The sequence below is a fragment of the Nonomuraea sp. NPDC003709 genome, from assembly GCF_040610775.1.
Taxonomy (GTDB): Bacteria; Actinomycetota; Actinomycetes; order Streptosporangiales; family Streptosporangiaceae; genus Nonomuraea; species Nonomuraea angiospora_A.
Map to the genome: position 1 here is coordinate 1 of NZ_JBEXMW010000011.1, position 22041 is coordinate 22041.

The following is a 22041-nucleotide window of genomic DNA, read 5'->3' on the forward strand; positions in this document are numbered from 1 at the left end:
AGACCACCGAGCAGCGCGTACGGCGAGCGCGACGACCATCCGGCCAGCACCACGCCGTAGACCGACACCGCGCCCATGGCGAGCATGAACAGCACGGCCACCGGCAGGTCCACCAGCTGCAGCGGCGTCTGCACCCCGAGCAGATTCACGACCGGCCCGAACGGCACGATCGAGAAGGCCAGCATCGCCGGGACCACCATGATGACCGGCGCCAGCAGGTAGAGCCCCCGGTCCACCGTGCGCGGGAAGAGGTCCTCCTTCAAGCCCATCTTGATCGCGTCGGCGACCGACTGCAGGAGGCCGAACTTGCCGGCCCGGTTGGGCCCGTACCGGTTCTGCATCCGCGAGATCAGCTTGCGCTCGAACCAGACCCCGAAGACGACCCCCAGCGCCAGGAAGAGGAACAGCATCACGGCCTTGATGATGGTGATCCACAGCGGGTCCTTGCCGAAGTCGGCAAGGGTGGGATCGGCCGCGAGAGCGCCTGCCATGACGTGTTGCCCCTTCCTCTCCCCCGGCACCCGTTCGGTCCGGAGCGGAAGGTCACGCTAGCCGGTGAGCCGATCGGTGTATTGAACGAATGCGAACAGCTGTTTCGGCGTCATCCGCGCCATCGCCCGCATCTCGCGGGTGAGGTGCGGCTGGTCGGCGTAACCGCAGGCGACGGCCTCGTCCAGGGTGGCCGAGGGCCGTCTCCACGTGTCCACGGTCCGCTGGAACCGGGCGATCCGGGCCACCGTCTTGGGCGACAAGCCCACCACCCGGCGGAATCCGAGCTCGATGTAACGACGGCTGACGCCCAGCTCACCGGCGAGGGACGCGATAGTGGGCGGGCCGGCCGGCTCCTGTAGCCGCCACCAGGCGTGCATGATCAGGCCGTCGGGGCCGGCGTCGGGATGCAGCCACGCCGTCAACCGCTCCTCCAGCAGCCTGAAGCGGTCGGCCCAGCTCGCCGACGCGATCAACCGGCCGGTCAGCTCCTCGGCACGGGCGCCGAGGAGGTCTTCCAGACGCACGCTCGTGCCGGCGACCTCGCGTAGGGGCGTCCCCGTCAGCGCGGACATCCCGGCGGGCGTGAGCCCGACCGCGACCCCGTGACGCCACGGCGTGTGGGCCGAGAACGTCGCGGTGGCGCGGGGGCCGGTGACGATCGGGCCCATGCCGGTGAAGTCGATGATCAGGGTGGCCGCGTTGAGCGGCAGCATCCGGCTGGGGTGGGCGGGCTCTCCCGCCCGGGTGCGAAAGCCGGCCCACCCCAGCACGTACGGACGCAGGTGGGGCGGTGGCAGGCGGGTGAGCATCTCGTAAGGCTCCGCCTGTGGCTGCGTGGGCAGCGAATGAATCGCCATCACACCGGCAAGCCTGCCCTATCTCACGTCACTGGCAAGTCGATCCCGGCTTGACCTTGGGGAAGCGATCGATCAGCGATGAGGCGCCGCAGCGCGGCGTGGGCGGGTGGGCCCCACGTGGCCTTGCCGCCTCGGCGGCCGCGGACGCCGGCTTCCCCGATGAGGATGCCGCTGAGGGCGCGCAGCACCGCCCATCCGCGGGCGCGGCGCAGGGTCGCGGCGTCCGGGGCCGGCTGGTAGGCGGCATGGAAGCGGTCGGCGGTGCCGTCCGGCAGCAGAGTCCAGGCGGCGGCGAGGTCACAGGCAGGATCGCCCGCGAAGAGGTCGCCGAAGTCGATCACGCCGCAGACGGTGCCGTCCGCGGTGAGGACGTTGGCCGGATGCAGGTCGCCGTGGACCCACAGCGCCGGGCCCGCCCAGTCGGGAGCGGCGGCGGCGTCTTCCCAGACCGCGCGGACGGCGTCCGGGTCGGGGATGAGCCCCATCTCGGTGGCCGAGGCGAGCTGCTTGGCGAAACCCCCGGAGTAGGCGGCCAGCCGCCCTCCGCGGTCCCGGCCGGTGGGAGCCTGGTCGGGGGCAGGTTGGTGCAAGGCCGTCAGGAAGGCGGCCAAGGCGTCGGCCGCCTCGGCGGCGCGCGTGACGGGGGCGCGGTCGGCGGGCCATGCGGAGCAACAGTAGCCGGATCGCCATCCACTCAAGACGAACGACGAGGACGCCGTTCAACGCATACTCAACCCGGTGGGACTGCGGGGTCGGTCCGTGTTCTCCCCGGCGGGAGGCCCGTTCCGGCGGCTGCTGGTTCCCGAGCTAACCGACGACGTCGTAGGTCAGGTGCGTCGTGGTCGATGTCGAGATCACGCTCCGCTGCACCAGCGTGCGCGGCGCTCCGCCGGTGAACAGCGGCGTTCCGGCACCCAGTACGACGGGTGCGAGGTGCAGCGTCAGCACGTCGACCAGCCCGGCCTCGAGCGCCGAGCCGACCGTGGCGCCGCCGCCCATGAGGACGACGTCGAGGTCCTCGCCGCGGTGCGCCGCCTCCGCCTCCGCCCGCTCACGCGCTGCGGCGACGGCGTCGGCCAGGCCGGTGGTGACGAACGTCCAATCGAGGTCGGTGAGCCGCACGGAGTCCGGCGGCGCGTTCGTCACGACGACGAACGCGGGCTTGCCGACCTCGCCCGCGCCGTAGCCGCGGTCGTCGTTCCAGCCTTCCGGCCCGTCGACCACGTCGAAGAGCCGGCGACCGAGGACGACGGCGCCCGAGCGGGCGGTCGCCTCGCGCAGGACCCGGCGGTCGTCGGGGTCGTCGGAGAACGCCCACGCGTGCAGGGCCTCGCCGCCGATGCCCAGACCGCTGTCGGGGCCGGGGTCAGGCCCGGTGACGAAGCCGTCGAGGGAGACCGAGATGTCCGCGATGATTTGAGTCATACCGGGGCAGACCTGATCCGCTGCCCGAACTCATCGCTCACGCATGGAACGCGTTCGAGACGACGACCTTGGCGGCCGGGAACAGACCGCCATCGCGCACCGGCCGCCGGCCGGCGTCGCCAAGCACACCGCAGCCGCGGTCTCGGTGTGGCAGAGCGACGGCGTCAAGTGCTACCGGACCCAGAGTTCCCAGTAGGTGGCGCTCCCTGAGCACTCGTACTCGTTCCAACCCTCACGGACCCACATCTGGCCGGCGTCGACGCAGTTGTGCTTGCTGGTGTACACGCCGATATACGTCCAGGCGGCCGCCTGGGCAGAAGCAGGGGTGCTGACCACGCTGACGATCGCGGCGGCCATGCCGGCTACCAGAAGCCCTGCACGAAGACGCATCCGTTCCTCCTTGAAACCCGGGAGCGATACACCAAGATCATGCTGGAAGGACGCATCCAAACACAAGTGTTCAGCAAATCTGTTCACGATCAGTTCAAGCCGGGCGGCGGCTTACGGCCCGGGCGATGAGACCCGTCCCGGGCGGGGGCTCGATCGGCGTCATGGGGCCCGCCGAGCAGCGGCGAGCCCGTCAGTGTCGGCGTGCGTTACCAGGTCAGGAGGGCGATTGTCACACATTGACGGATCAACACCTGAAATTTCATGACCCATCCATGCTGAATACAGAGTTTTTGGCTGTTTGTCGGTTTACGCTCCCCCGCATGCCAGTCAAGTCCCGGGCCACAGCGATCCTCGTTGCGGCCGGCGTTGTCGCCGGTTCGATCGCAGCCCTTTCTTCACCCTCTTCGGCCGCGGCCCCCGGAACCGTGGTCATCAGCCAGGTCTACGGCGGAGGCGGCAACGCCGGAGCTCCCTTCACCAACGACTACCTCGAGCTGTTCAACCGCAGCGCCGCCCCCGTGTCCCTGGACGGCTGGTCCGTGCAGTACACCAGCGCCGCCGGCACCGGGAACTTCGCCTCCAACAAGGCCGACCTCTCCGGCAGCATCGCCCCCGGCCAGTACCACCTCGTACAGCTCGCCGCCGGCAGCACCCCCAGCGGCGCGCTGCCCAAGCCCGACAGCGTCGGCTCCGTGAACATGAGCGGCACCGCGGGCAAGGTGGCGCTGGTCCGCTCGAGCGACGGGCTGGCCTGCAACGGCTCCTCCACCCCCTGCGCCGACGCCCAGCTCGCGCTGATCGCCGACCTGGTCGGGTACGGCAGCGCGAACTTCTCCGAAGGCACCCCCGCCCCCGCGCTCACCAACACCACCGGCGCGTTCCGCAAGGGCGGCGGCTGCACCGACACCGACGACAACGGCGCCGACTTCGAAGCCGCGGCCCCCGCGCCGCGCAACACCGCCACCGCCGCGGCCCCCTGTGGCGGCGGCGACCCGTCACCGTCCCCGACGGCCACCCCGACCGTCACACCGACTGTGACGCCGACTGTGACGCCGACCCCCACCCCGACCGTCACGCCCACCGAGAGCTGCGACACCGCGCCCACTCACCGGATCTCCGAGGTGCAGGGAAGCGGCGAGTCCAGCCCGGTCGCGGGCCAGAACGTCCGGGTCGAGGGCGTCGTCACCGGCTCCTTCCAGAGCTCCGGCCAGTTCGGCGGCTTCTACGTTCAGGCGGACAAGCCCGACGCCGACCCGGCGACCTCCGAGGGGCTGTTCGTGTTCTCCTCCTCGCCGGTCAAGACCGGTGACCGGGTGCTCGTCTCCGGCAAGGCGATCGAGTACAACGGCCTCACCGAGATCTCGCCGGCCACCGCGGTGACCGTGTGCGGCACCGGCGTGATCAAGCCGGCCAAGGTGAAGCTGCCGCTCAAGCCAGGCGTCACCTTCGAGCGCTACGAGGGCATGCTCGTCACGTTCAAGGGCGACCTCGCCGCCTCCGAGATCTACAACCTCGGCCGGTTCGGTGAGATCACCCTCGCGGGCGGCGGCCGGCTGTGGCAGCCGACGGACCGCGAGGGTGTGAACACCGAGAAGGACGCGCGGCGCGCCGTCCTCCTCGACGACGGCTCGAGCGTGCAGAACCCGCCCGCCCTGCCGTACCACACCGAGGGGTCGAACACCGTCCGGATCGGCGACGAGGTGAAGAACCTGACCGGCGTCCTCACGTACGGCTTCGACGCCTACCGCGTCCAGCCGACCAAGCCGGTGGTCTTCAAGGCGGAGAACCCCCGCCCCGCGAAGCCCGCCAAGGTCGGCGGCGACGTCCAGGTGGCCAGCCTCAACACGCTCAACTGGTTCACCACGCTCAAGTCCCGCGGCGCCACCACCGCCGCGGAGCGTGACCGCCAGCTCGCCAAGCTGGTCGCCAACATCACGACGCTCAACCCGGCCGTGGCCGGCCTGATGGAGGTCGAGCGCAACAACGACGTGGCGCTCAACACCCTGGTCGACGCGCTCAACGCCAAGGCCGGCGCCGGCACGTACAAGGCGATCACGCACCCCAACCCGGGCACCGACCTCATCCAGACCGCGCTGATCTACCAGCCGGCCAAGGTCACCCCGACCGGTCCGGCGCGGTCGTCGTCCGACCCGATCTTCAACCGGCCGCCGCTGGTGCAGACCTTCGCCAAGGCCGGCGGGGGCGGGAAGTCCTTCACGGTGCTGGTGAACCACTTCAAGTCCAAGGGCTGCACCGACGCCGACGGCCCGGCCTCCGGCGCCGACGCCGACCAGGGCGACGGGCAGTCCTGCTACAACGCCAAGCGCGTCAAGCAGGCCAAGGCCGTGCTGGCCCTGATCGACAGCCTCAAGCTGCAGAACGTGCTCGTCCTCGGCGACATCAACGCCTACGGCGAGGAGGACCCCATCCACGCGTTCGAGGACGGCGGGCTGACCAGCCTGAGCAAGAGGTACGTCAAGAAGGACGACCGCTACAGCTACGTCTTCGACGGCCTGTCCGGTGAGCTCGACCACGTGCTGGCCGACAGGAGCGCGGGCAAGCTGGTGACCGGCGCTACCATCTGGCACATCAACTCCGACGAGGGCCGGTTCATGGACTACAACACCGAGTTCAACCCGCCCTCCCTGTACGCGCCCGACCCGTTCCGCTCCTCCGACCACGACCCGCTGCTGGTGGGCCTGAAGCTCTGAGACCGCACGCGGGCCGCGGCGGCGACACCGCCGCGGCCCGCCGCATTCCCGCACCCCCCGCCCATCGCCGCCCGGCCGGTGCGCGCCGTTCTTCGGGTCGCCGAAGCGCCCCGCCGGTACGTCCAGGCACGGGCCGGGCGAAGGCCCGTGCCGATCGGACGGGATTCGCCCTCAAACGGCCTTGCGGGCCTGGTTGAGGGCGGTGACCGCGGCCTCGACATCCGAGACGGTCGTCCGGTGGCTGGTCAGGCAGAGCCGCAGCGCGGGCCGCCCGGCCAGGCGTACGGTGCTCAGCCAGGCCTGGCCGCCGCTCACGACGTGGTCGGCGACGGCGGCGTGCCAGGCGGCGCTGTGCTCCGGCCCCTGCGACTCCGCCTCGGGGTCGGCGACGCAGACCACCGGGAGCGGGGTGTCGTTGACGCGCGGCCAGCCCTCCTCGGACAGCCGGCGAGCGAGCAGCTCACCGAGCCGGACGTCGCGTTCGAGCTGCTCGGCGTAGGCCGGGCGGCCGGCGATCGCCAGCGCGAGGAACACCTTCAGGCCCGCGAACCTGCGCGACCACTGCACGCTGGTCGCGTACGGATCGGGAACCTGGCCGCTCTGCGCGGGCATGTAGGAGGTGCTGGCGTGGAAGCTGCCGGCGAGCGCGTCCGGATGCCGGGTGAGGAACATGCCCGCGCCCATGGGCGCCGACAGCCACTTGTGCGCGTCCACGGTGACGCTGTCGGCCAGCTCCACCCCGTCCAGCAGCGGGCGCAGGCGGTCGGACAGCGCGACCGCTCCCGCCCAGGCGGCGTCGACGTGGAAGTCCAGGCCCCACTCGCCGGCCTGGCGCGCCAGCTCCGGCAGCGGATCCAGCGCACCCCCGGCCGTGGTGCCGGCGGTGCCGATCAGGAGGAAGGGCTCGAACCCCGCGGCCAGATCGGCTCGGCGCGTCTCGCGCAGCGCCGCCAGGTCCATGCGGTGCCGGGAATCGGTGGGTACGAGCCGTACCGCGTCACGGCCGAGCCCCGTCATGTGGGCGATCTTGAGCCAGGCCAGATGGCTCTCGGCCGAGGCGTACAGCACCGGCATGCGCGCCAGACCGGCCAGGCCGCCGCCCGCGTAGGCCGGGAACCTGCGGGTCAGCGCGACGATGACGGCGGTCAGGTTCGCCTCCGCGCCGCCCACGGTGAAGCTGCCCTCGGCGGTGGGCAGGCCGAGCCGGCCGGCGACGAAGCGCAGCACGTGCCGCTCCATCTCCACGGCGGCCGGAGCGTGGCTGTAGGCGGCCAGCTGCGGATTGACACCGGCCGCCAGGAGCTCGCCGGCGATGCCCCACCAGGTGGGGGTCGGGTTGAACAGCCCGAAATAGCGTGGATGCGTCGTGTGCACGCCCCACTGCCGCAGCATCCCCATGACCTCGGCCAGCGTGTCCGCCGCCGGTGCGGGGCGGGCGAAGTCGTGGCCGGCCAGCCAGTCGCGGAGCTGCTCGGTTCCCGGCCCGGCGGGTGCGACGGGCCCGTCCGCGACCGTCCCCAGATGCCGTACGACCAGCTCCGCGGCCGCGGTGAGCAGCCGGGATCCCTCCTGGGTGCCGACGTCCAGCGTTCCTGTGTCCTCGTTCATGCGACCACTGTCGTGAGCTCCCGGACTTCTCACTAGTGGCAGAAATGTCGCGTTCCGCTAGATTTATGCCATGACGTCGATCCAGGTGGCCGTACCTGTGCTGGACCGATGCCCGCTGTTCGAGCTGGCGGTGCCGTGCGAGGTCTTCGGCCGGGACCGGCGCGACCTGACCCCCGACTGGTACGACCTGACCCTCTGCAACAGCACGCCGGGAGAACAGGAATCGTTGCCGGGGTTGTGGCTGCGCGCGCCCGGCGACCTGTCGGTCCTGCGCGACGCCGACCTCGTGGTGGTGCCCGCCTGTGTCGACGCCTCCTACCGGCCGCCGGAGAAGCTCCTCGACGCGCTGGTCGAGGCGCACGAGCGGGGTGCCCGGATCGCCGCCCTGTGCACGGGCGCCTTCGTCCTGGCCGCCGCCGGCCTGCTCGACGGCCGGGAGGCCGCCACCCACTGGATGCACGCCGAGGACCTGCGCAGGCTCCACCCCCGCGTCACCGTGAACGAGCGGGCCCTGTACGTCGACGACGGCGACATCCTGACCAGCGCGGGCACGGCGGCGAGCATCGACCTGTGCCTGCACATCGTCCGGCGCGACTTCGGCGCCGCGGTGGCCGCGGAGGTGGGCCGCCGGATGGTGATCGCGCCGCACCGCGAGGGCGACCAGGCCCAGTACGTCGCCCCCGCCCCCGCCGTCACCGGTGACCGGGGGCTGGCGCCGGTGCTGCAGTGGGCGCTGGAGCGGCTGGAGACGCCGCTCACCGTCCCGCGCCTGGCCGAGTACGCCTCGATGAGCACCAGGACGTTCGTACGCAGGTTCCGCCAGGAGGTCGGCCTGCCGCCGATGCGGTGGCTCAACCAGCAACGGCTGATCAGGGCCCGCGAGCTCCTGGAGACCACCCACCTGCCCGTGGACGTCGTGGCCGAGCGCTGCGGGCTCGGCACCGGCACCGGCCTACGTCAGCACTTCACCCGGTATCTGGGGACCACGCCGTCGGCGTACCGGCGTACGTACCAAGGGGCTTTCCCGCCAGGTTCGTCGCCCCCACCACCCTCAGCGTCAGCTTCCCGGGGGCCGCCGACTTCACCGCCGACATCGGCAACGTGCTCGCGGAGGCCGGCGGTCTCCCCCACGCTGAACTGCCCGTGCCGGAGTACCTGCTGGTACACGAGATCGGCGACGTCCATCTCATCGCGGCGATGGAGAGCATGCAGGCGGTCACCCGGACCATGAACGAGCAGGGAGACAAGGGCATCAGCTCGCAGGTCTACTGGTGGCGTCCCGGCCAGGACGACGGAGGAGTGCCGGATCTGCGTCCGGTCGAGGTGGAGGTGGACCACCAGGAGAAGAGCATCGCTCCCCGTACGGCCGCAACCCAGGAACTCCTCGACCTCTGGATGCGCGATCACGCGTAGACGCGGCCGAGCCATTCGCAACTGCCACGGAGACCCATCCTCAATGGACCTCGCCACGCGCCGACGCCGGCAGGCGCTGTTCCTGCTCTTCTTCCTTCCCGGGATCGCGCTGTCGTCGTGGGTGACCCGCACCCCCGACATCCGCGACCGGCTGGAAGCCTCCACCGGCCAGATGGGCTGGATCCTGTTCGGCCTGTCGCTGGGCGCCATGATCGGGATCCTCTGCTCCGGACGTCTCACCTCCCGGTACGGAACGAGACCCGTCATCGGCGTCGGAACCGCGATGGTCGTCGGGAGCCTGGCCGTCATCAGCGCCGGCACCCTCCTGTCGTCCGTACCGCTGGTCATGGCGGGCCTGTGCGGGTTCGGCGCGGGCATGGGAGCCGGTGACGTCGCCGTGAACGTCGACGCCGCCGACGTCGAGCGCATCACCGGCAGGACGACGCTGCCCACCGTGCACGGCTGTTTCAGCCTGGGCACCGTCGTCGGCGCGGGCACCGGCATCGCGGCCACCGCCGCCCGGCTTCCCGCGCACTGGCATCTGGCCGCGGTCACCCTGATCGCAGCCGCGCTCTTCCTGTACGCCATGCGCGCCCTCCCCGCGGGCATCGGCATCGGCGCGCCAGGCCAGGCCGAGTCCGGCGGCACGGAATCGAAGGTCTGGAAGGACGACAGGCTTCTCCTGATCGGGGCGATCGTCCTGGCGATGGCCCTGGCCGAGGGAGCCGCCAACGACTGGCTGCCACTGCTCATGGTCGACGGGCACGGCCTGGACGCCACTTCCGGGTCTCTCGTCTACGCCGGGTTCGCCGCGGCCATGACCATCGGCCGCTTCGGCGGCTCCTTCTTCCTCGACCGCTTCGGCCGCACCACCGTCATCCGCGCCAGCGCGGTCTCGGGGGCACTCGGTCTGATCCTGGTGATCTTCACGGACAACGCGGTGCTGGCCGGGGCGGCCGTCCTGTTCTGGGGGCTCGGCGCATCGCTGGGCTTCCCCGTCGCGCTGTCCGCCGCGGGAGAAACCGGACCGAACGCGACCGCCCGCGTCAGCCTGGTGGCCACCATCGGCTACGTCGCCTTCCTCGTCGGCCCGCCCGGCCTCGGCTTCCTCGGCGACCACTGGGGCCTGCGCACGGCCATGCTCGTGGTGCTCGCCTTCGTCGCCTCCGCCGTCTTCCTGGCTCCCGCCGTCGACACCCGCCGCCGCTCCCCCGACCACGACGACGTACGCTCCCGGATCCCCTGACGTTCGGCGGGGATGTCGGCTGATCCGGGCGCAGTGGACCATCCTGGCCACGGCGAGGCGTTCAAACGGCTTTCCTTTCCCGTGATCTCACCCAGGCGGTGAAGGCCTCGATCGCGTCGACGACGGCCTCGAAGCGGAGCGAGTGGTACAGGTCGAAGGCGTGGTTCCCGCCGCGCAGCTCGGCGTAGACGACGGGGGCGGCCGAGGTCTGGCGTAGCCGGTCGGCGAAGTGCCGGGCATCGGCCGCGGGCACCTGCGGGTCCAGATCGCCGTGGGCCACGAGGAACGGCGGTGCGTCCGGTGTGATGTGGGCCAGGGGCGAGGACTCGGGGTCCTGGTCGAAGTAGGTGCCGTACCAGCCGTTCAGGTAGATGGCGCCGGTCACGGAGGTGTCGGCGTCCTCGAAGCCCGGCTGGAAGGCGGGGTCGTTCTGGGTGAGCGCGGCCAGCGCCGCCATGTGCCCGCCCGCCGAACTGCCCGCGACGAACACCGTGGACGGGTCGGCTCCGTACTCGTGGGCGTGCTCGCGTACCCAGGCGATGATCTTCTTGAGGTCGATCAGGTGGTCCGGGTGCTGGGCCTGCGGTCGTAGCCGGTAGTTGGCGCTGATGCACACCCAGCCCTGGCCGGCGAGGTGGTAGAGCAGCGGCAGCGACTGGCTGTTCTTGTGGCCCCCGGAGTAGCCGCCGCCGTGCAGGTGGATCATGACGGGCGCGCCTTGCGGGCGCGAGCGGTGGTGGTAGAGGTCGAGCAGGTTGCGGCGGCCGGCGTCGCCGTAGGAGAGGTTGGCCACGCGCCGGACGTCCGGGCGGCGCTTGAAGACGGGCAGGAACAGGATGCGGGCCCACGGGCGACGGCGCCGCAGCCCGGCGCTGAGGTCGGCATCGATGGCGGCGCGCCATCCCGCGCCCAGCCCAAGGTCCATCGCGCGCTCGATCCTGGCCCGCTCGCCCATCGCGCGGTAGGCGATGGGCACGAGCCCGATCGCGCTCACGGCGGCCAGGGCGACGACCGCCCAGCCGCCCGCCGAGTCAATGTCACCTTCGGCGAACGCCAGCGCCGTCGGGAGCAGCAACATCCAGAAGAAGGCCGCGAACGGCAGCTCGTTGGCGGCCAGACCGAAGTAGTAGCTCGTAGGGCCGAGCGGGCGCGAGAACGGCACCGGCCGTAACGCGAACAGCGTGCCGATCGCGACGAGCGCTACAGGGAACAGATACCCGAAGGGCACGGAGCCTCCAAAGATCGAAACATCGAACACCACGTCTGCGGTACTACGGTTGGGCGGCGCCGGCAGTGCATGCCCGTCGTGACCAGATCCGGAGTATCCACGCGGACGACCCTAGGCAGGGCCGCTATATGCTGTCCAAGACCAGTTCTCCCATAAGTTCATAGCTATAGAGGCATAATGGATCTGCTGTCGCTGCGCTACTTCCAGGTCGTGGCGCGCCACGAGCACATCAGCAGGGCGGCCGAGGAGCTCCGCGTCGCCCAGCCCTCGATCAGCCGGACCATCGCGCGGCTGGAGGCCGACGTGGGCGTGCCGCTGTTCGACCGGCAGGGCCGGCGGATCCGCCTCAACCGGTTCGGCGCCGCGTTCCTGCGCCGGGTGGACAGGGCGCTGGCCGAGCTGGACGACGCCAGGCGCGAACTCTCCGACGCCGCCGGCCTGGCCCGCGGCAGCGTCTCGCTCGCCTCGGAGACGCTGCTCACGATCACCGAACCGGTCAAGAGCTTCATCGCCGAGCATCCAGACGTCGCCGTGCGCCTTTTCCAGCTGACCCCGGATGTCATGGCCGAGCGGCTGGGCGAGGGCCAGGTCGACTTCTGCCTGGCGTCCGAGGTGCTTGACGGGCCGGGGCTGGACCATGAGGAGCTGGTCCGCGAGGAGGTCCTGCTCGCGGTGCCGCTCGGGCACCGGCTCGCCGGTCGGCGCGAGGTGACCATGGCCGACCTCGCGGGCGAACCCGTCGTCACCACCCGGCCGGGGATATGGCAGCGCACGCTGGCCGAGCGGCTGTTTTCCCAGGCCGGGTTGGAACTGGTGGTCGCCTGTGAGATCGACGAGGCCACCACGGGCATCGAGATGGTCAGCGCCGGGCTCGGCGTGGGGTTCGGGCCCGCGTGGTATCTCCGCTCACCGCTGGCGTCGCGAGCGCGGTTTTCTCCCGTACGGCTGGCCGCTCCCGGCGCCGAGCGGGTACTGCGGCTGTTCTGGCGGGAGGGGGCCTACGTGTCCGAGGCGGCCCGCCGCTTCCGCGACCACCTGACCGCCTCGCTGACCGAACCCGGTCACGGCCCGGGCTCCGCGTCACGCCCCCCTGAAGCGTAGGGAAAGGCGCCGCTCGGCGATGCTCATGGTGCGGGCCTGGCTTCCGGGTGGCTTTCAGCCCACGATGGGCGAGGCGATGACGACGGTGACGTCTGCCGGTTCGGCGTCGGTGCGGTAGAGATGAGGGGCGTCTCCGGCGAAGGCGAGCAGATCGCCCGGCCCCAGCAGGCGCGGGGCGTCGGCGGGTCCTGCGGTCAGCCGGCCCGAGGCGACCAGCAGGTGCTCCACCGTGCCGGTCGCGTGCGGCACACCGGTCAGATCGGTGTGGGCGGGCATGCGCAGCCGCCAGATCTCCAGGCTGTGGCCGCTGCTGATCCGGCGTAGCAGCTCCCGGCCGACCTCGCCCTCGGCGATCTCGGTGCCGGGGACGAACACCGGGCCGGGGTCGGTGTCGCGGGCCAGCAGGTCGGTCAGCGGGATCCTGAGCGCGATCGCGAGCGCGTCGAGCGTCTCGATCGTCGGATTGCCCTTACCGGCCTCCAGTTGCGACAGCGTCGCCTTGCTCAGGCCCGCACGCCGCGCCAGCTCGGAGCCGCTCATCCCACGCTGTTCACGACGGCGACGGATCTGCGCTCCCACCGCCGCGGCGCTGCTGCTCGTCGACCGCCCGGATGCCGCGGCCATCATCGCGGCCCGTGAGCGGCGGAATACGACACACGAATGCGGCCCCGCTTGACCTTCAGCGCCGGCAGCAGCACATCGCGGAGGTCGCCGAGACTGCGCACATGGGTCCCCCCGCAGGGCGCGGCGTGCAGGTTGTCCAGGCGGACCACGCGTCGCCCGTGCTCGTCCGTCTCCGCGGTCACCGGCAGGTCCTCGGCGATGGCCGCCGCCACGACCTTCCGCAGCTCGGCGATGACCTCCTCCCGGCCTTCAGGATCGGCCAGCCGAGGATCAGCCCGCGGGGCGGTGAACTCGATGCGCGCCTGGCCGGGGAAGTGGTTGTTCCCCGCCGGCTCCCACCCCTGGGCACGGCCCGCCGCCTCGATCAGATGACCGGCCGTGTGCAAGGCCGCGTGCGCCATCCGTGTCCCCAGATCGATCCGCGCCCGCACCCGCTGCCCCTCGGCGAACACCGGCCACCCGGCCTCCTCGGAGGCGGGCACGGCCACGATCAGCCCGGACTGCTCATCCCACACGGGTACGGCCTCGACCTCCTCCAGCCACCCCCGGTCAGCGGGCTGACCACCACCCTGCGGATGGAAGAGGCAATGCTCCACGGCCGCCCAGGGCCGCCCCTCCTGGCGCCCCACAGCGATCACCCGGGTATCGGCCTGCTCCGCGTAGGTGTCATCGAGATAAGCCCTGACCTGCATCACACTCTCCATCAGCTAAACGATATGTTCACTATAACGAACGCACGGATGTGGTGCGGACAAGACGGTCGCGGCCTACCGGCGGCGGGCGACCGCCTGTCTCGCCCGGCTCCTGGACGGCCGCGAATGGTCGCCCGTGCCTGACGTCAGTTGACACCTCGGTCATGCCCGGCCCAGTAGGGTTCGCGTAGCTTGAACTTCTGGATCTTGCCGGTCGCCGTGCGCGGAATCGTGTCCCGGAACTCCACGCTCGTCGGCGCCTTGTATCCGGCCATCCGTTCCTTGCAGTACGTGATGATCTCCGCCTCGCTCACCGCCGCGCCCTCGGCCCGTACGATCAGCGCCTTGATCGTCTCCCCCCACTTGGCGTCCGGCACTCCGATGACCGCCACCTCGGCGACCGAGGGATGGCTGAAGATGGTGTCCTCGACCTCGATCGAGGACACGTTCTCGCCTCCCGTGATGATCACGTCCTTCTTGCGGTCGGAGATCGTCAGGTGCCCGTCCGCGTCGTCGATGTCGCCGCCGTCGCCGGTGTGGAACCAGCCGTCGTTCAGCGCGTTCGCCGTCTCCTCAGGCTTCTCCCAGTAGCCGTCGAACACGACGTTCGACCGCGCCAGCACCTCCCCGGACTCGGCGACCCGCAGTCTGACCCCCAGCGCCGGGAGCCCGGCCCGTGAAAGCCTCCGGGCCCGTCGATCGCCCGGCAGGTCGTCGTCCTGCGGCCGGGCGCGGTTGACGGTCAGGAGCGGCGAGGTCTCCGTCAGACCGTAGATCTGGATGAACTCCCAGCCGAGCTCCTCCTCCACCCGCTGGATCAACCGGCTCGGGGGCGGCGCCCCGGCGCACACGATCCGTACGCGGTCACGGCCCGGGATCTCCCCCTCCCAGCCGGCCGCGGCGTCCAGCACCAGGCTCCACACCGCCGGCGCACCGCACATCAGGGTCACGCCGTGCTCGTCCACGCGGCGCAGGATCTCCGCTCCGTCCACCTTGCGCAGCACCACCTGCTTGACGCCGAGCCCGGCCGTCACGAACGGCATGCCCCAGCCGTTGCAGTGGAACATCGGCAGCGTGTGCAGGTAGACGTCCCGCTCCCAGGCGCGCGTGTGCAGGCCGAGGGTCAGTCCGTTCACCCAGATGTTGCGGTGGGTGAGCTGAACCCCCTTGGGGCGGGCCGTCGTCCCGGAGGTGTAGTTGATCGTCGCGGTGGCGTCCTCGTCCGGGTTCGACCAGGGACGCGGCTCCGTGTCGAACCGCATCAGCTCCGTCTCGGTCTGCTCCCCCAGGACGAACCGGTGGTCCGTCTTGATCCCCGCGGTCACCTCGCAAAGCTCGGGGTCGACCAGCACGACCGAGGCTCCGCTCTGCCGTACCACGTAATCGATCTCGTCGGCCTTCAGGCGGAAGTTGACCGGGACGCAGACGCGGCCGCTCATCGGCACCGCGAACAGCAGCTCCAGCAGGCGGGCGGAGTTGTGACTGATCACCGCCACCCGGTCGCCTTCGCGCGTGCCGAGTGCGTCCAGCCCGGCCTGCCACGCCCGCACCCGCTCACCCAGCCGCCCGTACGTGGACGCCGTCACGGGCGGTGCGGGCTGATCGGGCTCGTCGATCACTCCGGGGCTGTCCGCGAACCCCAGCTCGGCCCGGTCCAGGAAGTCCGCAATCGTCATCGGAACCCGCATCGCTCTCCCGACTCTCGTACCGTTCGTCTCTGAGTATGGAAACTCCGTCATGCTCTCCGAAGTACAAGAGATCTACCAGCCCACGCCGAAGGTGTCGGGGTCAGCGGGTGAAGAGGGCTCGGTGCAGCATCTCTCGTACGCGTTTGTGACGGTTGTCGCGCTGGGCGGCGTCGTTGGTGGCCACGGCGCTCTCCCCCATGGAGATGGCCAGCATCAGGTCGTCGACGTCGACGACGGGGTGGACGACGCCGGCCGCGCGGCCGGCGTCGAGGAGAGGCTCGAAGCAGGCCGCGATGCGGCGGGCGTGCTCGATGAACCACTGCAGGTCGGCGCTGGACAGGACCTGGGCGAGGCCGCGGTTGTCCAGCTGCATGTCCAGGACGAAGTCGAACAACGTGACCGCGCCGTCCGGTTGTCCCCGCAGTCCGGCCGCATGGTGCTCGATCTGGGCGACGTTGTCGGCGAAGACCGTGGCCGCGAGCTCCTCGCGGGTGGCGAAGTTGCGGTAGATCGTGGTGCGGCTCACCCCGGCGACCCTGGCGATCTCCTCCAGCGCGACGTCGTGGCCGTGTTCGGCGAACATCCGCCGCGCCGCGTCGAGCAGCCGGTCCCGGTTGCGGACGGCGTCCTTCCGTGTCACTGGCACCCGCTTTCCTGCACGGTCCAACCCTAACTTGCCACGAACCGTACAGGATTGTACGTTTAGCGGCGACAGAAACGTACACACGTGTACGGTTTGGGCGGCCATGGGATCGCCCCAGCCGATCGGAGCGGACAATGCGCGGTTTGAAGGACAAGGCGATCATCGTGGCCGGCGGGGCGACCGGCATCGGCGCGGCGACCGCGATCAGGCTCGCCGAGGAAGGCGCCGATGTCGTCGTCGGCGACATCAACCTCTCCGGCGCGCAGGCCACCACCGCCAAGATCACCGAGGCCGGCGGTTCGGCGATCGCGGTGCACTTCGACCTCGCCGACGAGGACTCCGTCAACGCGATGGCCGCCAGGACCATCGAGGAGTTCGGCGCCGTGCACGGCCTGTTCAACGTCGGCGCGGACCTGTCGCCGGGCACCCTCGGGCGTGACAGGTCGCTGCTCGACACCGACCTGGACGTGTGGGAGCGGACTCTGGACGTCAACGTCCTGGGTTACGTCCGCACCGCTCGCGCCGTCCTGCCGCACCTGCTGGCCAACGGCGGCGGCGGCATCGTCAACTGCTCCTCCGGCGCCGCGGTCAGCGCCAGCGACCGCAAGCGCCCCGCCTACGGGGCCTCGAAGTCGGCGGTCAACGCGCTGACCCGGCACATCGCCGGTCGCTTCGGCCCCGAGGGCGTGCGCTGCAACGGAGTGATGCCCGGCCTGGTCATGGGCGAGACGCAGGCGGCGCAGAACGACGTCCAGCTCCAGAAGATGTTCCTGGAGCACGTCCCCACCACCCGGCTGGGCCGCCCGAGCGACCTGGCCGCGGTCGTGGCCTTCCTGCTGTCCGACGACGCCGAATGGATCAACGGCCAGGTGTGGGCCATCGACGGCGGCGCGAACATGCGCGCCTGACCGGCACGGCCCACTCCTCGCCTCCGATCCTGAGCTGCGCGCGGAAGCCGCCGGCCTGGCGCTCGCGTTGCCGCCCGAACTCCTCAGCCCGCCTCGGCGCTGTCGTTGCCGTTTGAGGCGGACACCAGCCCGGCGATGTAGTCGGAGACCGCGGCGACGGTCGGTTGCCGCCACAGCAGGGTCGTCGGCAGCGAGCACCGGAACCGTTTCTCCAGCCGCCGCCGGACCACCACCGTCAGCACCGAGTCCAGTCCCTGCTCGACCAGCGGCCGGTACGGCGACAGGTCGGCAGGGGCCAGCCGCATCTCCTTGGCGATCTGCGCGCCGACCTCTTCGAGCAGGAACGCGCGCAGCTCCGCCGGCCCCAGGTCGGCGATCGACTCGGCGGGCCGCACGCCGTCGGCGCCGTTCTCCGCGGGGGCCGGCACGTCGATCACCGGGTAGCGCAGTCCCGACAGCCAGCCGACGACGGCGCCGGCACCGTCGGTCACCCGTACCTGCACCGTGTCGGCGCGCTCGGGGTCGAGCCACACCTCGATGTCCACCGTGCTCGGCGGCTCTCCGAGCGTGACCAGCCGATCGACGTGCGTCACCATGCGCAGCAACGGGTCGCCGGGGAACGCGCTCGGCGCCACCGACATCGCCGCGTCCAGGACGGGCGCCCACGTGGCGGACGGCCCGCACCGTACCCGGGCGCGCAGCGCGCCGTGGCCGCGCAGCAGCTCCTCGACCTGCCAGTCGAACCCGGTCTCCGGTACGCCGACGGCGGCGAGCCGCTGCCCGACCAGGCCCGGCTCCACCGGCGTGAGCGGCTGCGCCGGTGGCACGGGCGCCTCCCCCGGCGTCGATGGCACCGTGGCGGTGGCGATCAGCTGCCAGGCGGCGTCCGGCTCGCCCGCGGCACGGGCGGCCAGCCGCAGCTCGCTCCCCTGCCGCACGACCTGAACCTCGCGGCGGTCGGCGGTCAGCAGCGGCGCCGACATCGTCACCTCGCCGAGCAGCTGACCTCCGGCGGCGGCGAAGAAGGTCGCCGCGAGCACCGCGGCCGGCACGATCTCCACGCCCTCGATGGCGTGGCTGCCGGGATAGGGCCGCGTCTGGTCGTCCACGCCGGTCCGCCAGAGCCGTACGTCGGTGCCCGCGAGATCGACGCCGTCGCCGAGCAGCGTGTGCGTGTCCGGGTCGTGGCCGCGGCCGGCGGTGTCCGGGGCCGACGGCGTACGCCAGTGCCTGCGGTGCTGCCAGGGGTAGGAGGGGAGCACGACCGGACCACCGGCCGGCTGGAGCCGCTGCCAGTCCACCTCGAGGCCGGCGCAGTGCGCCGCGGCCACGCTGGCCGGCAGGGTGACGCTCGGGGGACGGTTGCGCCGCAGCGACGCGCCGACGAAGACCTCCTCGTGCCCACCCGCGCCCAGCGTCTCCAGCACCGAATGGGTGACGACCGGGTGCGGGGAGATCTCGACGAACGCGCGGTATCCGTCCTCCGCGGCCGCCGCGACGGCGTCGGCCAGGCGCACCGGCCGGCGCAGGTTGGCCGCCCAGTACGTGCCGGCGAAGCCGTGTTCCGCCCGCGGATCGTCCAGCGCCGTCGAGTAGACCCGGATGCCGGGGGCGCCGGGCGTGAGGTCGGCCGCGGCGGCGGTCAGGTCGGCCAGCAGCGGATCCATCTGCGGCCCGTGGAAGGCCACGTCCGAGGCGACCCGGCGGGCCGGGATCCCCTCCTCCAGCCAGCCGGCCAGCACCTCGGCGACGGCGTCCGGATCGCCGGAGACGACCGTCGAGCCGGGTGACGACGCGATCGCGGCGACCACGTCCGTACGGTCTCCCAGCAGCCGCGCCGCCTCATCGAACGGCAGCTGCACCATGGCCATCGCGCCGCGACCGGCGACCCGCCGCAACAGCCTGGACCGCCGGCAGATCAACCGGGCCCCGTCGAGGCGGCTCAGCGCCCCGGCCGTCACGGCGGCGGCGATCTCGCCGACCGAATGGCCGATGACCGCGTGCGGGCGCACCCCGTACGCACGCCACAGCTCGACGAGGCCGAGCTGCATCGCGAAGATCATGGTCTGGATCCGGTCCACGTCGATCAGCTCGTCCTCGGTGAGCGCCTTCCGTGGCGAGAAGCCGATCTCGACGGAGAACACCGGCTCCAGCTCGTCGATCACCGCGGCGAACGCCGGCTCGGTCTCCAGCAGCTCCCGGCCCATGCCGGCCCACTGCGAGCCGTGTCCGGAGAACACGAACACCGGGCCGGGGCCGGGGTCGATGAGCACCCGTCCGGTGGTCACGGCGTCGTGCGGGGTGCCGGCCGACAGGGCGCGCAGCCGCACGGCCAGCGCGGCCGGATTGTGCGCCGCCACCACCGCCCGGTGCGGCAGGTGGGCCCGGCGCAGGGCGAGCGTGTGCCCGACGTCGGCCGCCGGCAGGCCACCGGCGACGTCGGCGAGGTTGCCGGCGGCCTGCCGCAGCGCCGCCCGCGACGCGGCGGACACCGGGAACAGCCGGCCCGCGGCCCCTTCGGCGGAAAGTCCCAGGATCCCTTCGGCGGACGGCTCTGCGTCCCCCTCGGCGGAAAGTCCCGCGATCCCTTCGGCGGACGACTCTGCGGCCCCTTCGGCGGATGGCCCGGCGGTCCTTTCTGCGGACGGCCGGGCCGGCGGCGCCTCTTCGAGGACGACGTGGGCGACGGTGCCGCCGTAGCCGAAGGCGGAGACCGCGGCCCGGCGCGGATGCGCGGAGCCGGGCCACGGCGTCGGCGCGCCGACCACCCGCAGCCCGGCGCCCTCCCAGTCGACGGCCGGCGTGGGGGTGTCGAGCCGGCTCGGCGGGATCTCGCCGCGTTCGAGTGCCAGGACGGCCTTGACCAGGCCGGCGATGCCGGCGGCACCCTCGAGGTGACCGATGTTGGACTTGGCCGAGCCGATCAGGCACGGCTGCTCCGGCGGCCGGCCCGCCCCGTACACGGCGCCCAGCGCGCCCGCTTCGAGAGGGTCGCCGACCGCGGTGCCGGTGCCGTGCGCCTCGACGTAGCCGACCGTGCCCGGCTCGACGCCCGCCTGCCGCAGCGCGCGGCGCATGACGTGCTCCTGCGCCTGGCCGCACGGCGCCATGATGCCCGCGGTGCGACCGTCCTGGTTGACCGCGCTGCCGCGGATGGTCGCGAGGATCCGGTCCCCGTCGCGTACGGCGTCGGCGAGCCGCTTGAGCACCACGACCACCGAGCCCTCGCCCCGCCCGTACCCGTCGGCCGCGGCGTCGAATGACTTGCTGCGCCCGTCCGGTGCCAGGGTGCCCGCGGCGTCCAGGGTGAGCGTCTCGCCCGGGGACAGGATGAGGTTGACCCCGCCGGCCAGCGCCACGTCGGTCTCGCCGGCCCGCAGGGCCTGCACGGCCAGGTGGACCGCCACCAGCGACGCCGAGCAGGCCGTGTCCACCGCCAGGCTCGGGCCGCGCAGGTCGAGCGCGTACGACACGCGGTTGGCGACCGCGCAGCCGGCGGCGCCGATCCCGGTCCACGCCTCGATGTCGGGCAGGTCCTCCAGCAGCCGATGCCCGTAGTCGCCGGTGCAGACGCCCACGTACACGCCGGCGTCCGTGCCGGCCAGCGCGTCCGGCGACACCCCGGCGTGCTCCAGCGCCTCCCACGCGGTCTCCATCACGAGCCGCTGCTGCGGGTCCATCAGCTCCGCCTCGCGCGGCGAGAGCCCGAAGAATTCCGCGTCGAAGTCGGCCACCCCGTCCAGGAAGCTGCCGTGCGCGAGGGTGCGGCGTACCGCCGCCGCGTACGACGGGCCGCGGTCGGCGTAGTCGCGCCAGCGGTCGGCGGGCGCCGGTCCACTGGCGTCCCGTCCCTCGCACAGCAGGTTCCAGTACTCCTCCGCCGAGCCGACGCCGCCGGGCAGGCGGCAGCCGATCCCGATCAGCGCGATCATCTCGACCGGTCGATCCATCACACGTCACTCCGCATCCGCGCCCACACGGGCGACTCGAGAATCTCCACGACGGCGGCCGAGATCGTCACGCCCGGTCCGAAGCCGAACATCAGCAGGTGGTCGCCGGGCTGGAGGGCATGGTCGCGGACCAGGTGCTCCAGCGCGAGGATCTGGTCGCTGGCCCCGCAGTGGCCGATCGTCCGGCCGAAGTCCCAGGCCGACCGGGACGCCGGGATGCCCAGCCGGTGCTCGCAGATCTGGTCGGCGATCTCCTGGGAGGTGTTCATGCACGCCACCCGGGTCACGTCGTCCGGCTTGATCCCGGCCTCCGACAGGGCCCGGTCGATCACTTCGGCCATCCGCTCGTCCAGCGTCACGAGCACCCCGGTGCCGTCGCCCTCGACGACCGCGCGCCGCCGGAACACGTCGTTGTGCGCCCCGAAGTCCACCGTGCGGCCCTCGGTGACGCCGGGCGGGAACAGCGGCTCGGCGCAGCGGTGCATCTCCTCGGCCTCCGACACCGACATCGTGCACACCGACGCCAGCCGGGCGAACCCCGGCTCGGTGTCGAGCACGAGGGCGCTGCCCGCGTCACCGGCGACGGCCGCGGGCAGCATCCGCCACCGGTCGACAAGCGGGGTGCCGTAGTTGTCGGCGGCGACCAGCAGCGCCGCCTGGCGGCCGGGCGCCGCGCGCAGGTAGCTCGCGGCCAGTTCCAGGGCCGCGAACATGCCGTTGCAGCCCTGCTTGAGCTGGGTGGACAGGACGCCGTCGCCGACCAGGTGGCGTTGCACGTACGCCTGGGGCGGCCAGCCCTCCGGGCCCTGATGCCAGGTCGAGACGTACAGCAGCAGGTCCAGCTCGGTGGGGGAACGCCCGCTGCGGGCCACCGCGCTCCGCGCCGCCCGTAACGCCATCTCCGGCGGCGGGACGTCACCGGCCACCGCGACCGCGGCGAGCCGGTGCAGCTCGACCTCCTCGGCCGAATACCACCCCGCCGCCACGGCCCGCTCCACGCTCACCGTGGCGGGGAGGTACGACCCGACCCCGCTGATGTACATGTCCGCCGTCTCCATGCCGCCT

The 22041-nt window shown here is 71.9% G+C and carries 20 protein-coding genes; 7 read left to right on the forward strand and 13 right to left on the reverse strand.

The window, feature by feature from the left end; genetic code table 11:
- From ABZX61_RS30700 to ABZX61_RS30715, 4 genes are all read right to left on the reverse strand, one after another.
- Positions 1 to 491 (reverse strand): NADH-quinone oxidoreductase subunit H (locus ABZX61_RS30700; RefSeq protein ID WP_355199628.1); only part of this gene is annotated, 491 nt, incomplete at its 3' end.
- Positions 492 to 548: 57 nt separating this feature from the next.
- Entirely contained in the window at positions 549 to 1349 is an 801-nt protein-coding gene (locus tag ABZX61_RS30705; protein WP_355199934.1) for an AraC family transcriptional regulator, read from the reverse strand.
- A gap of 23 nt (positions 1350 to 1372) precedes the next feature.
- A complete protein-coding gene (locus ABZX61_RS30710) occupies positions 1373 to 2047 on the reverse strand; it encodes a phosphotransferase (protein WP_355199629.1) in 675 nt (224 codons plus the stop codon).
- 109 nt (positions 2048 to 2156) lie between these two features.
- On the reverse strand, positions 2157 to 2774 hold the full coding sequence (locus ABZX61_RS30715) for a dihydrofolate reductase family protein (RefSeq protein WP_355199630.1): 618 nt from the start codon (positions 2772 to 2774) through the stop codon (positions 2157 to 2159).
- 43 nt (positions 2775 to 2817) lie between these two features.
- Between ABZX61_RS30715 and ABZX61_RS30720 the strand changes: the two genes are divergently transcribed.
- Positions 2818 to 2970: a hypothetical protein gene (locus ABZX61_RS30720; RefSeq protein ID WP_355199631.1), complete on the forward strand. Its 153-nt coding sequence runs from the start codon at positions 2818 to 2820 to the stop codon at positions 2968 to 2970.
- Here the strand turns inward: ABZX61_RS30720 and ABZX61_RS30725 are convergent.
- The gene (locus ABZX61_RS30725) at positions 2946 to 3164 is read right to left on the reverse strand and encodes a hypothetical protein (RefSeq protein ID WP_350735869.1); all 219 of its coding nucleotides are present in this window, start codon (positions 3162 to 3164) and stop codon (positions 2946 to 2948) included. The two genes, ABZX61_RS30720 and ABZX61_RS30725, sit on opposite strands and share 25 nt — an antisense overlap.
- A gap of 320 nt (positions 3165 to 3484) precedes the next feature.
- On the opposite strand from ABZX61_RS30725, the gene ABZX61_RS30730 reads away from it, so the two are divergent.
- The gene (locus ABZX61_RS30730; RefSeq protein WP_355199632.1) at positions 3485 to 5875 is read left to right on the forward strand and encodes an ExeM/NucH family extracellular endonuclease; all 2391 of its coding nucleotides are present in this window, start codon (positions 3485 to 3487) and stop codon (positions 5873 to 5875) included.
- A 171-nt stretch (positions 5876 to 6046) separates the two neighbouring features.
- Here the strand turns inward: ABZX61_RS30730 and ABZX61_RS30735 are convergent, their stop codons facing one another.
- Positions 6047 to 7483, reverse strand: a complete 1437-nt coding sequence (locus ABZX61_RS30735) for a pyridoxal-dependent decarboxylase (RefSeq protein WP_355199633.1) — start codon at positions 7481 to 7483, stop codon at positions 6047 to 6049.
- A 70-nt stretch (positions 7484 to 7553) separates the two neighbouring features.
- On the opposite strand from ABZX61_RS30735, the gene ABZX61_RS30740 reads away from it, so the two are divergent.
- The 3 genes from ABZX61_RS30740 to ABZX61_RS30750 are packed head-to-tail and all read left to right on the forward strand — an operon-like array spanning position 7554 to position 10142.
- Positions 7554 to 8714 carry a helix-turn-helix domain-containing protein gene (locus ABZX61_RS30740; protein ID WP_355199634.1) on the forward strand — a complete coding sequence of 387 codons (1161 nt, stop codon included), beginning with the start codon at positions 7554 to 7556 and terminating at the stop codon, positions 8712 to 8714.
- Positions 8681 to 8896 carry a hypothetical protein gene (locus ABZX61_RS30745; RefSeq protein ID WP_355199635.1) on the forward strand — a complete coding sequence of 72 codons (216 nt, stop codon included), beginning with the start codon at positions 8681 to 8683 and terminating at the stop codon, positions 8894 to 8896. The genes ABZX61_RS30740 and ABZX61_RS30745 overlap by 34 nt, the downstream gene beginning before the upstream one ends.
- Before the next feature lie 43 nt (positions 8897 to 8939).
- Positions 8940 to 10142: an MFS transporter gene (locus ABZX61_RS30750; RefSeq protein ID WP_355199636.1), complete on the forward strand. Its 1203-nt coding sequence runs from the start codon at positions 8940 to 8942 to the stop codon at positions 10140 to 10142.
- A 61-nt stretch (positions 10143 to 10203) separates the two neighbouring features.
- Here the strand turns inward: ABZX61_RS30750 and ABZX61_RS30755 are convergent, their stop codons facing one another.
- Positions 10204 to 11370 (reverse strand): alpha/beta hydrolase, encoded by a 1167-nt coding sequence (locus ABZX61_RS30755; protein WP_355199637.1) that lies wholly within the window; start codon positions 11368 to 11370, stop codon positions 10204 to 10206.
- A gap of 177 nt (positions 11371 to 11547) precedes the next feature.
- Between ABZX61_RS30755 and ABZX61_RS30760 the strand changes: the two genes are divergently transcribed.
- Positions 11548 to 12471 (forward strand): LysR substrate-binding domain-containing protein, encoded by a 924-nt coding sequence (locus tag ABZX61_RS30760; RefSeq protein WP_355199638.1) that lies wholly within the window; start codon positions 11548 to 11550, stop codon positions 12469 to 12471.
- Between the two features lie 54 nt (positions 12472 to 12525).
- On the opposite strand, the gene ABZX61_RS30765 is transcribed toward ABZX61_RS30760, so the two are convergent.
- The 4 genes from ABZX61_RS30765 to ABZX61_RS30780 all read right to left on the reverse strand — a co-directional run bounded on the left by ABZX61_RS30765 (position 12526) and on the right by ABZX61_RS30780 (position 16121).
- Positions 12526 to 13098, reverse strand: coding sequence for an XRE family transcriptional regulator (locus ABZX61_RS30765; protein ID WP_350735886.1), 573 nt, complete (start codon positions 13096 to 13098; stop codon positions 12526 to 12528).
- On the reverse strand, positions 13095 to 13799 hold the full coding sequence (locus ABZX61_RS30770) for a hypothetical protein (RefSeq protein ID WP_355199639.1): 705 nt from the start codon (positions 13797 to 13799) through the stop codon (positions 13095 to 13097). Before ABZX61_RS30770 ends, ABZX61_RS30765 begins: the two co-directional genes overlap by 4 nt.
- Before the next feature lie 134 nt (positions 13800 to 13933).
- A complete protein-coding gene (locus ABZX61_RS30775; RefSeq protein ID WP_355199640.1) occupies positions 13934 to 15463 on the reverse strand; it encodes an AMP-binding protein in 1530 nt (509 codons plus the stop codon).
- A 112-nt stretch (positions 15464 to 15575) separates the two neighbouring features.
- On the reverse strand, positions 15576 to 16121 hold the full coding sequence (locus tag ABZX61_RS30780) for a helix-turn-helix domain-containing protein (RefSeq protein ID WP_355199641.1): 546 nt from the start codon (positions 16119 to 16121) through the stop codon (positions 15576 to 15578).
- A gap of 131 nt (positions 16122 to 16252) precedes the next feature.
- Between ABZX61_RS30780 and ABZX61_RS30785 the strand changes: the two genes are divergently transcribed.
- Complete coding sequence (locus ABZX61_RS30785) at positions 16253 to 17026, forward strand: SDR family oxidoreductase (RefSeq protein WP_355199642.1); 774 nt, start codon at positions 16253 to 16255, stop codon at positions 17024 to 17026.
- An 83-nt stretch (positions 17027 to 17109) separates the two neighbouring features.
- Here the strand turns inward: ABZX61_RS30785 and ABZX61_RS30790 are convergent, their stop codons facing one another.
- Positions 17110 to 20976: an acyltransferase domain-containing protein gene (locus ABZX61_RS30790; RefSeq protein ID WP_355199935.1), complete on the reverse strand. Its 3867-nt coding sequence runs from the start codon at positions 20974 to 20976 to the stop codon at positions 17110 to 17112.
- A complete protein-coding gene (locus ABZX61_RS30795) occupies positions 20976 to 22034 on the reverse strand; it encodes a ketoacyl-ACP synthase III family protein (protein ID WP_355199643.1) in 1059 nt (352 codons plus the stop codon). Before ABZX61_RS30795 ends, ABZX61_RS30790 begins: the two co-directional genes overlap by 1 nt.
- Positions 22035 to 22041 lie beyond the last annotated feature (7 nt).

Bases quoted from the DNA above. Each gene is read 5' to 3' on its own strand.
- ABZX61_RS30770 (WP_355199639.1), bottom strand. From the start codon at position 13,799: ATGGAGAGTGTGATGCAGGTCAGGGCTTATCTCGATGACACCTACGCG.
- ABZX61_RS30705 (WP_355199934.1), bottom strand. From the start codon at position 1,349: ATGGCGATTCATTCGCTGCCCACGCAGCCACAGGCGGAGCCTTACGAG.
- ABZX61_RS30795 (WP_355199643.1), bottom strand. From the start codon at position 22,034: ATGGAGACGGCGGACATGTACATCAGCGGGGTCGGGTCGTACCTCCCC.
- ABZX61_RS30715 (WP_355199630.1), bottom strand. From the start codon at position 2,774: ATGACTCAAATCATCGCGGACATCTCGGTCTCCCTCGACGGCTTCGTC.
- ABZX61_RS30745 (WP_355199635.1), top strand. From the start codon at position 8,681: ATGGAGAGCATGCAGGCGGTCACCCGGACCATGAACGAGCAGGGAGAC.
- ABZX61_RS30775 (WP_355199640.1), bottom strand. From the start codon at position 15,463: ATGACGATTGCGGACTTCCTGGACCGGGCCGAGCTGGGGTTCGCGGAC.
- ABZX61_RS30730 (WP_355199632.1), top strand. From the start codon at position 3,485: ATGCCAGTCAAGTCCCGGGCCACAGCGATCCTCGTTGCGGCCGGCGTT.
- ABZX61_RS30765 (WP_350735886.1), bottom strand. From the start codon at position 13,098: ATGATGGCCGCGGCATCCGGGCGGTCGACGAGCAGCAGCGCCGCGGCG.
- ABZX61_RS30750 (WP_355199636.1), top strand. From the start codon at position 8,940: ATGGACCTCGCCACGCGCCGACGCCGGCAGGCGCTGTTCCTGCTCTTC.
- ABZX61_RS30760 (WP_355199638.1), top strand. From the start codon at position 11,548: ATGGATCTGCTGTCGCTGCGCTACTTCCAGGTCGTGGCGCGCCACGAG.
- ABZX61_RS30720 (WP_355199631.1), top strand. From the start codon at position 2,818: ATGGAACGCGTTCGAGACGACGACCTTGGCGGCCGGGAACAGACCGCC.
- ABZX61_RS30740 (WP_355199634.1), top strand. From the start codon at position 7,554: ATGACGTCGATCCAGGTGGCCGTACCTGTGCTGGACCGATGCCCGCTG.
- ABZX61_RS30785 (WP_355199642.1), top strand. From the start codon at position 16,253: ATGCGCGGTTTGAAGGACAAGGCGATCATCGTGGCCGGCGGGGCGACC.
- ABZX61_RS30725 (WP_350735869.1), bottom strand. From the start codon at position 3,164: ATGCGTCTTCGTGCAGGGCTTCTGGTAGCCGGCATGGCCGCCGCGATC.
- ABZX61_RS30790 (WP_355199935.1), bottom strand. From the start codon at position 20,976: ATGGATCGACCGGTCGAGATGATCGCGCTGATCGGGATCGGCTGCCGC.
- ABZX61_RS30735 (WP_355199633.1), bottom strand. From the start codon at position 7,483: ATGAACGAGGACACAGGAACGCTGGACGTCGGCACCCAGGAGGGATCC.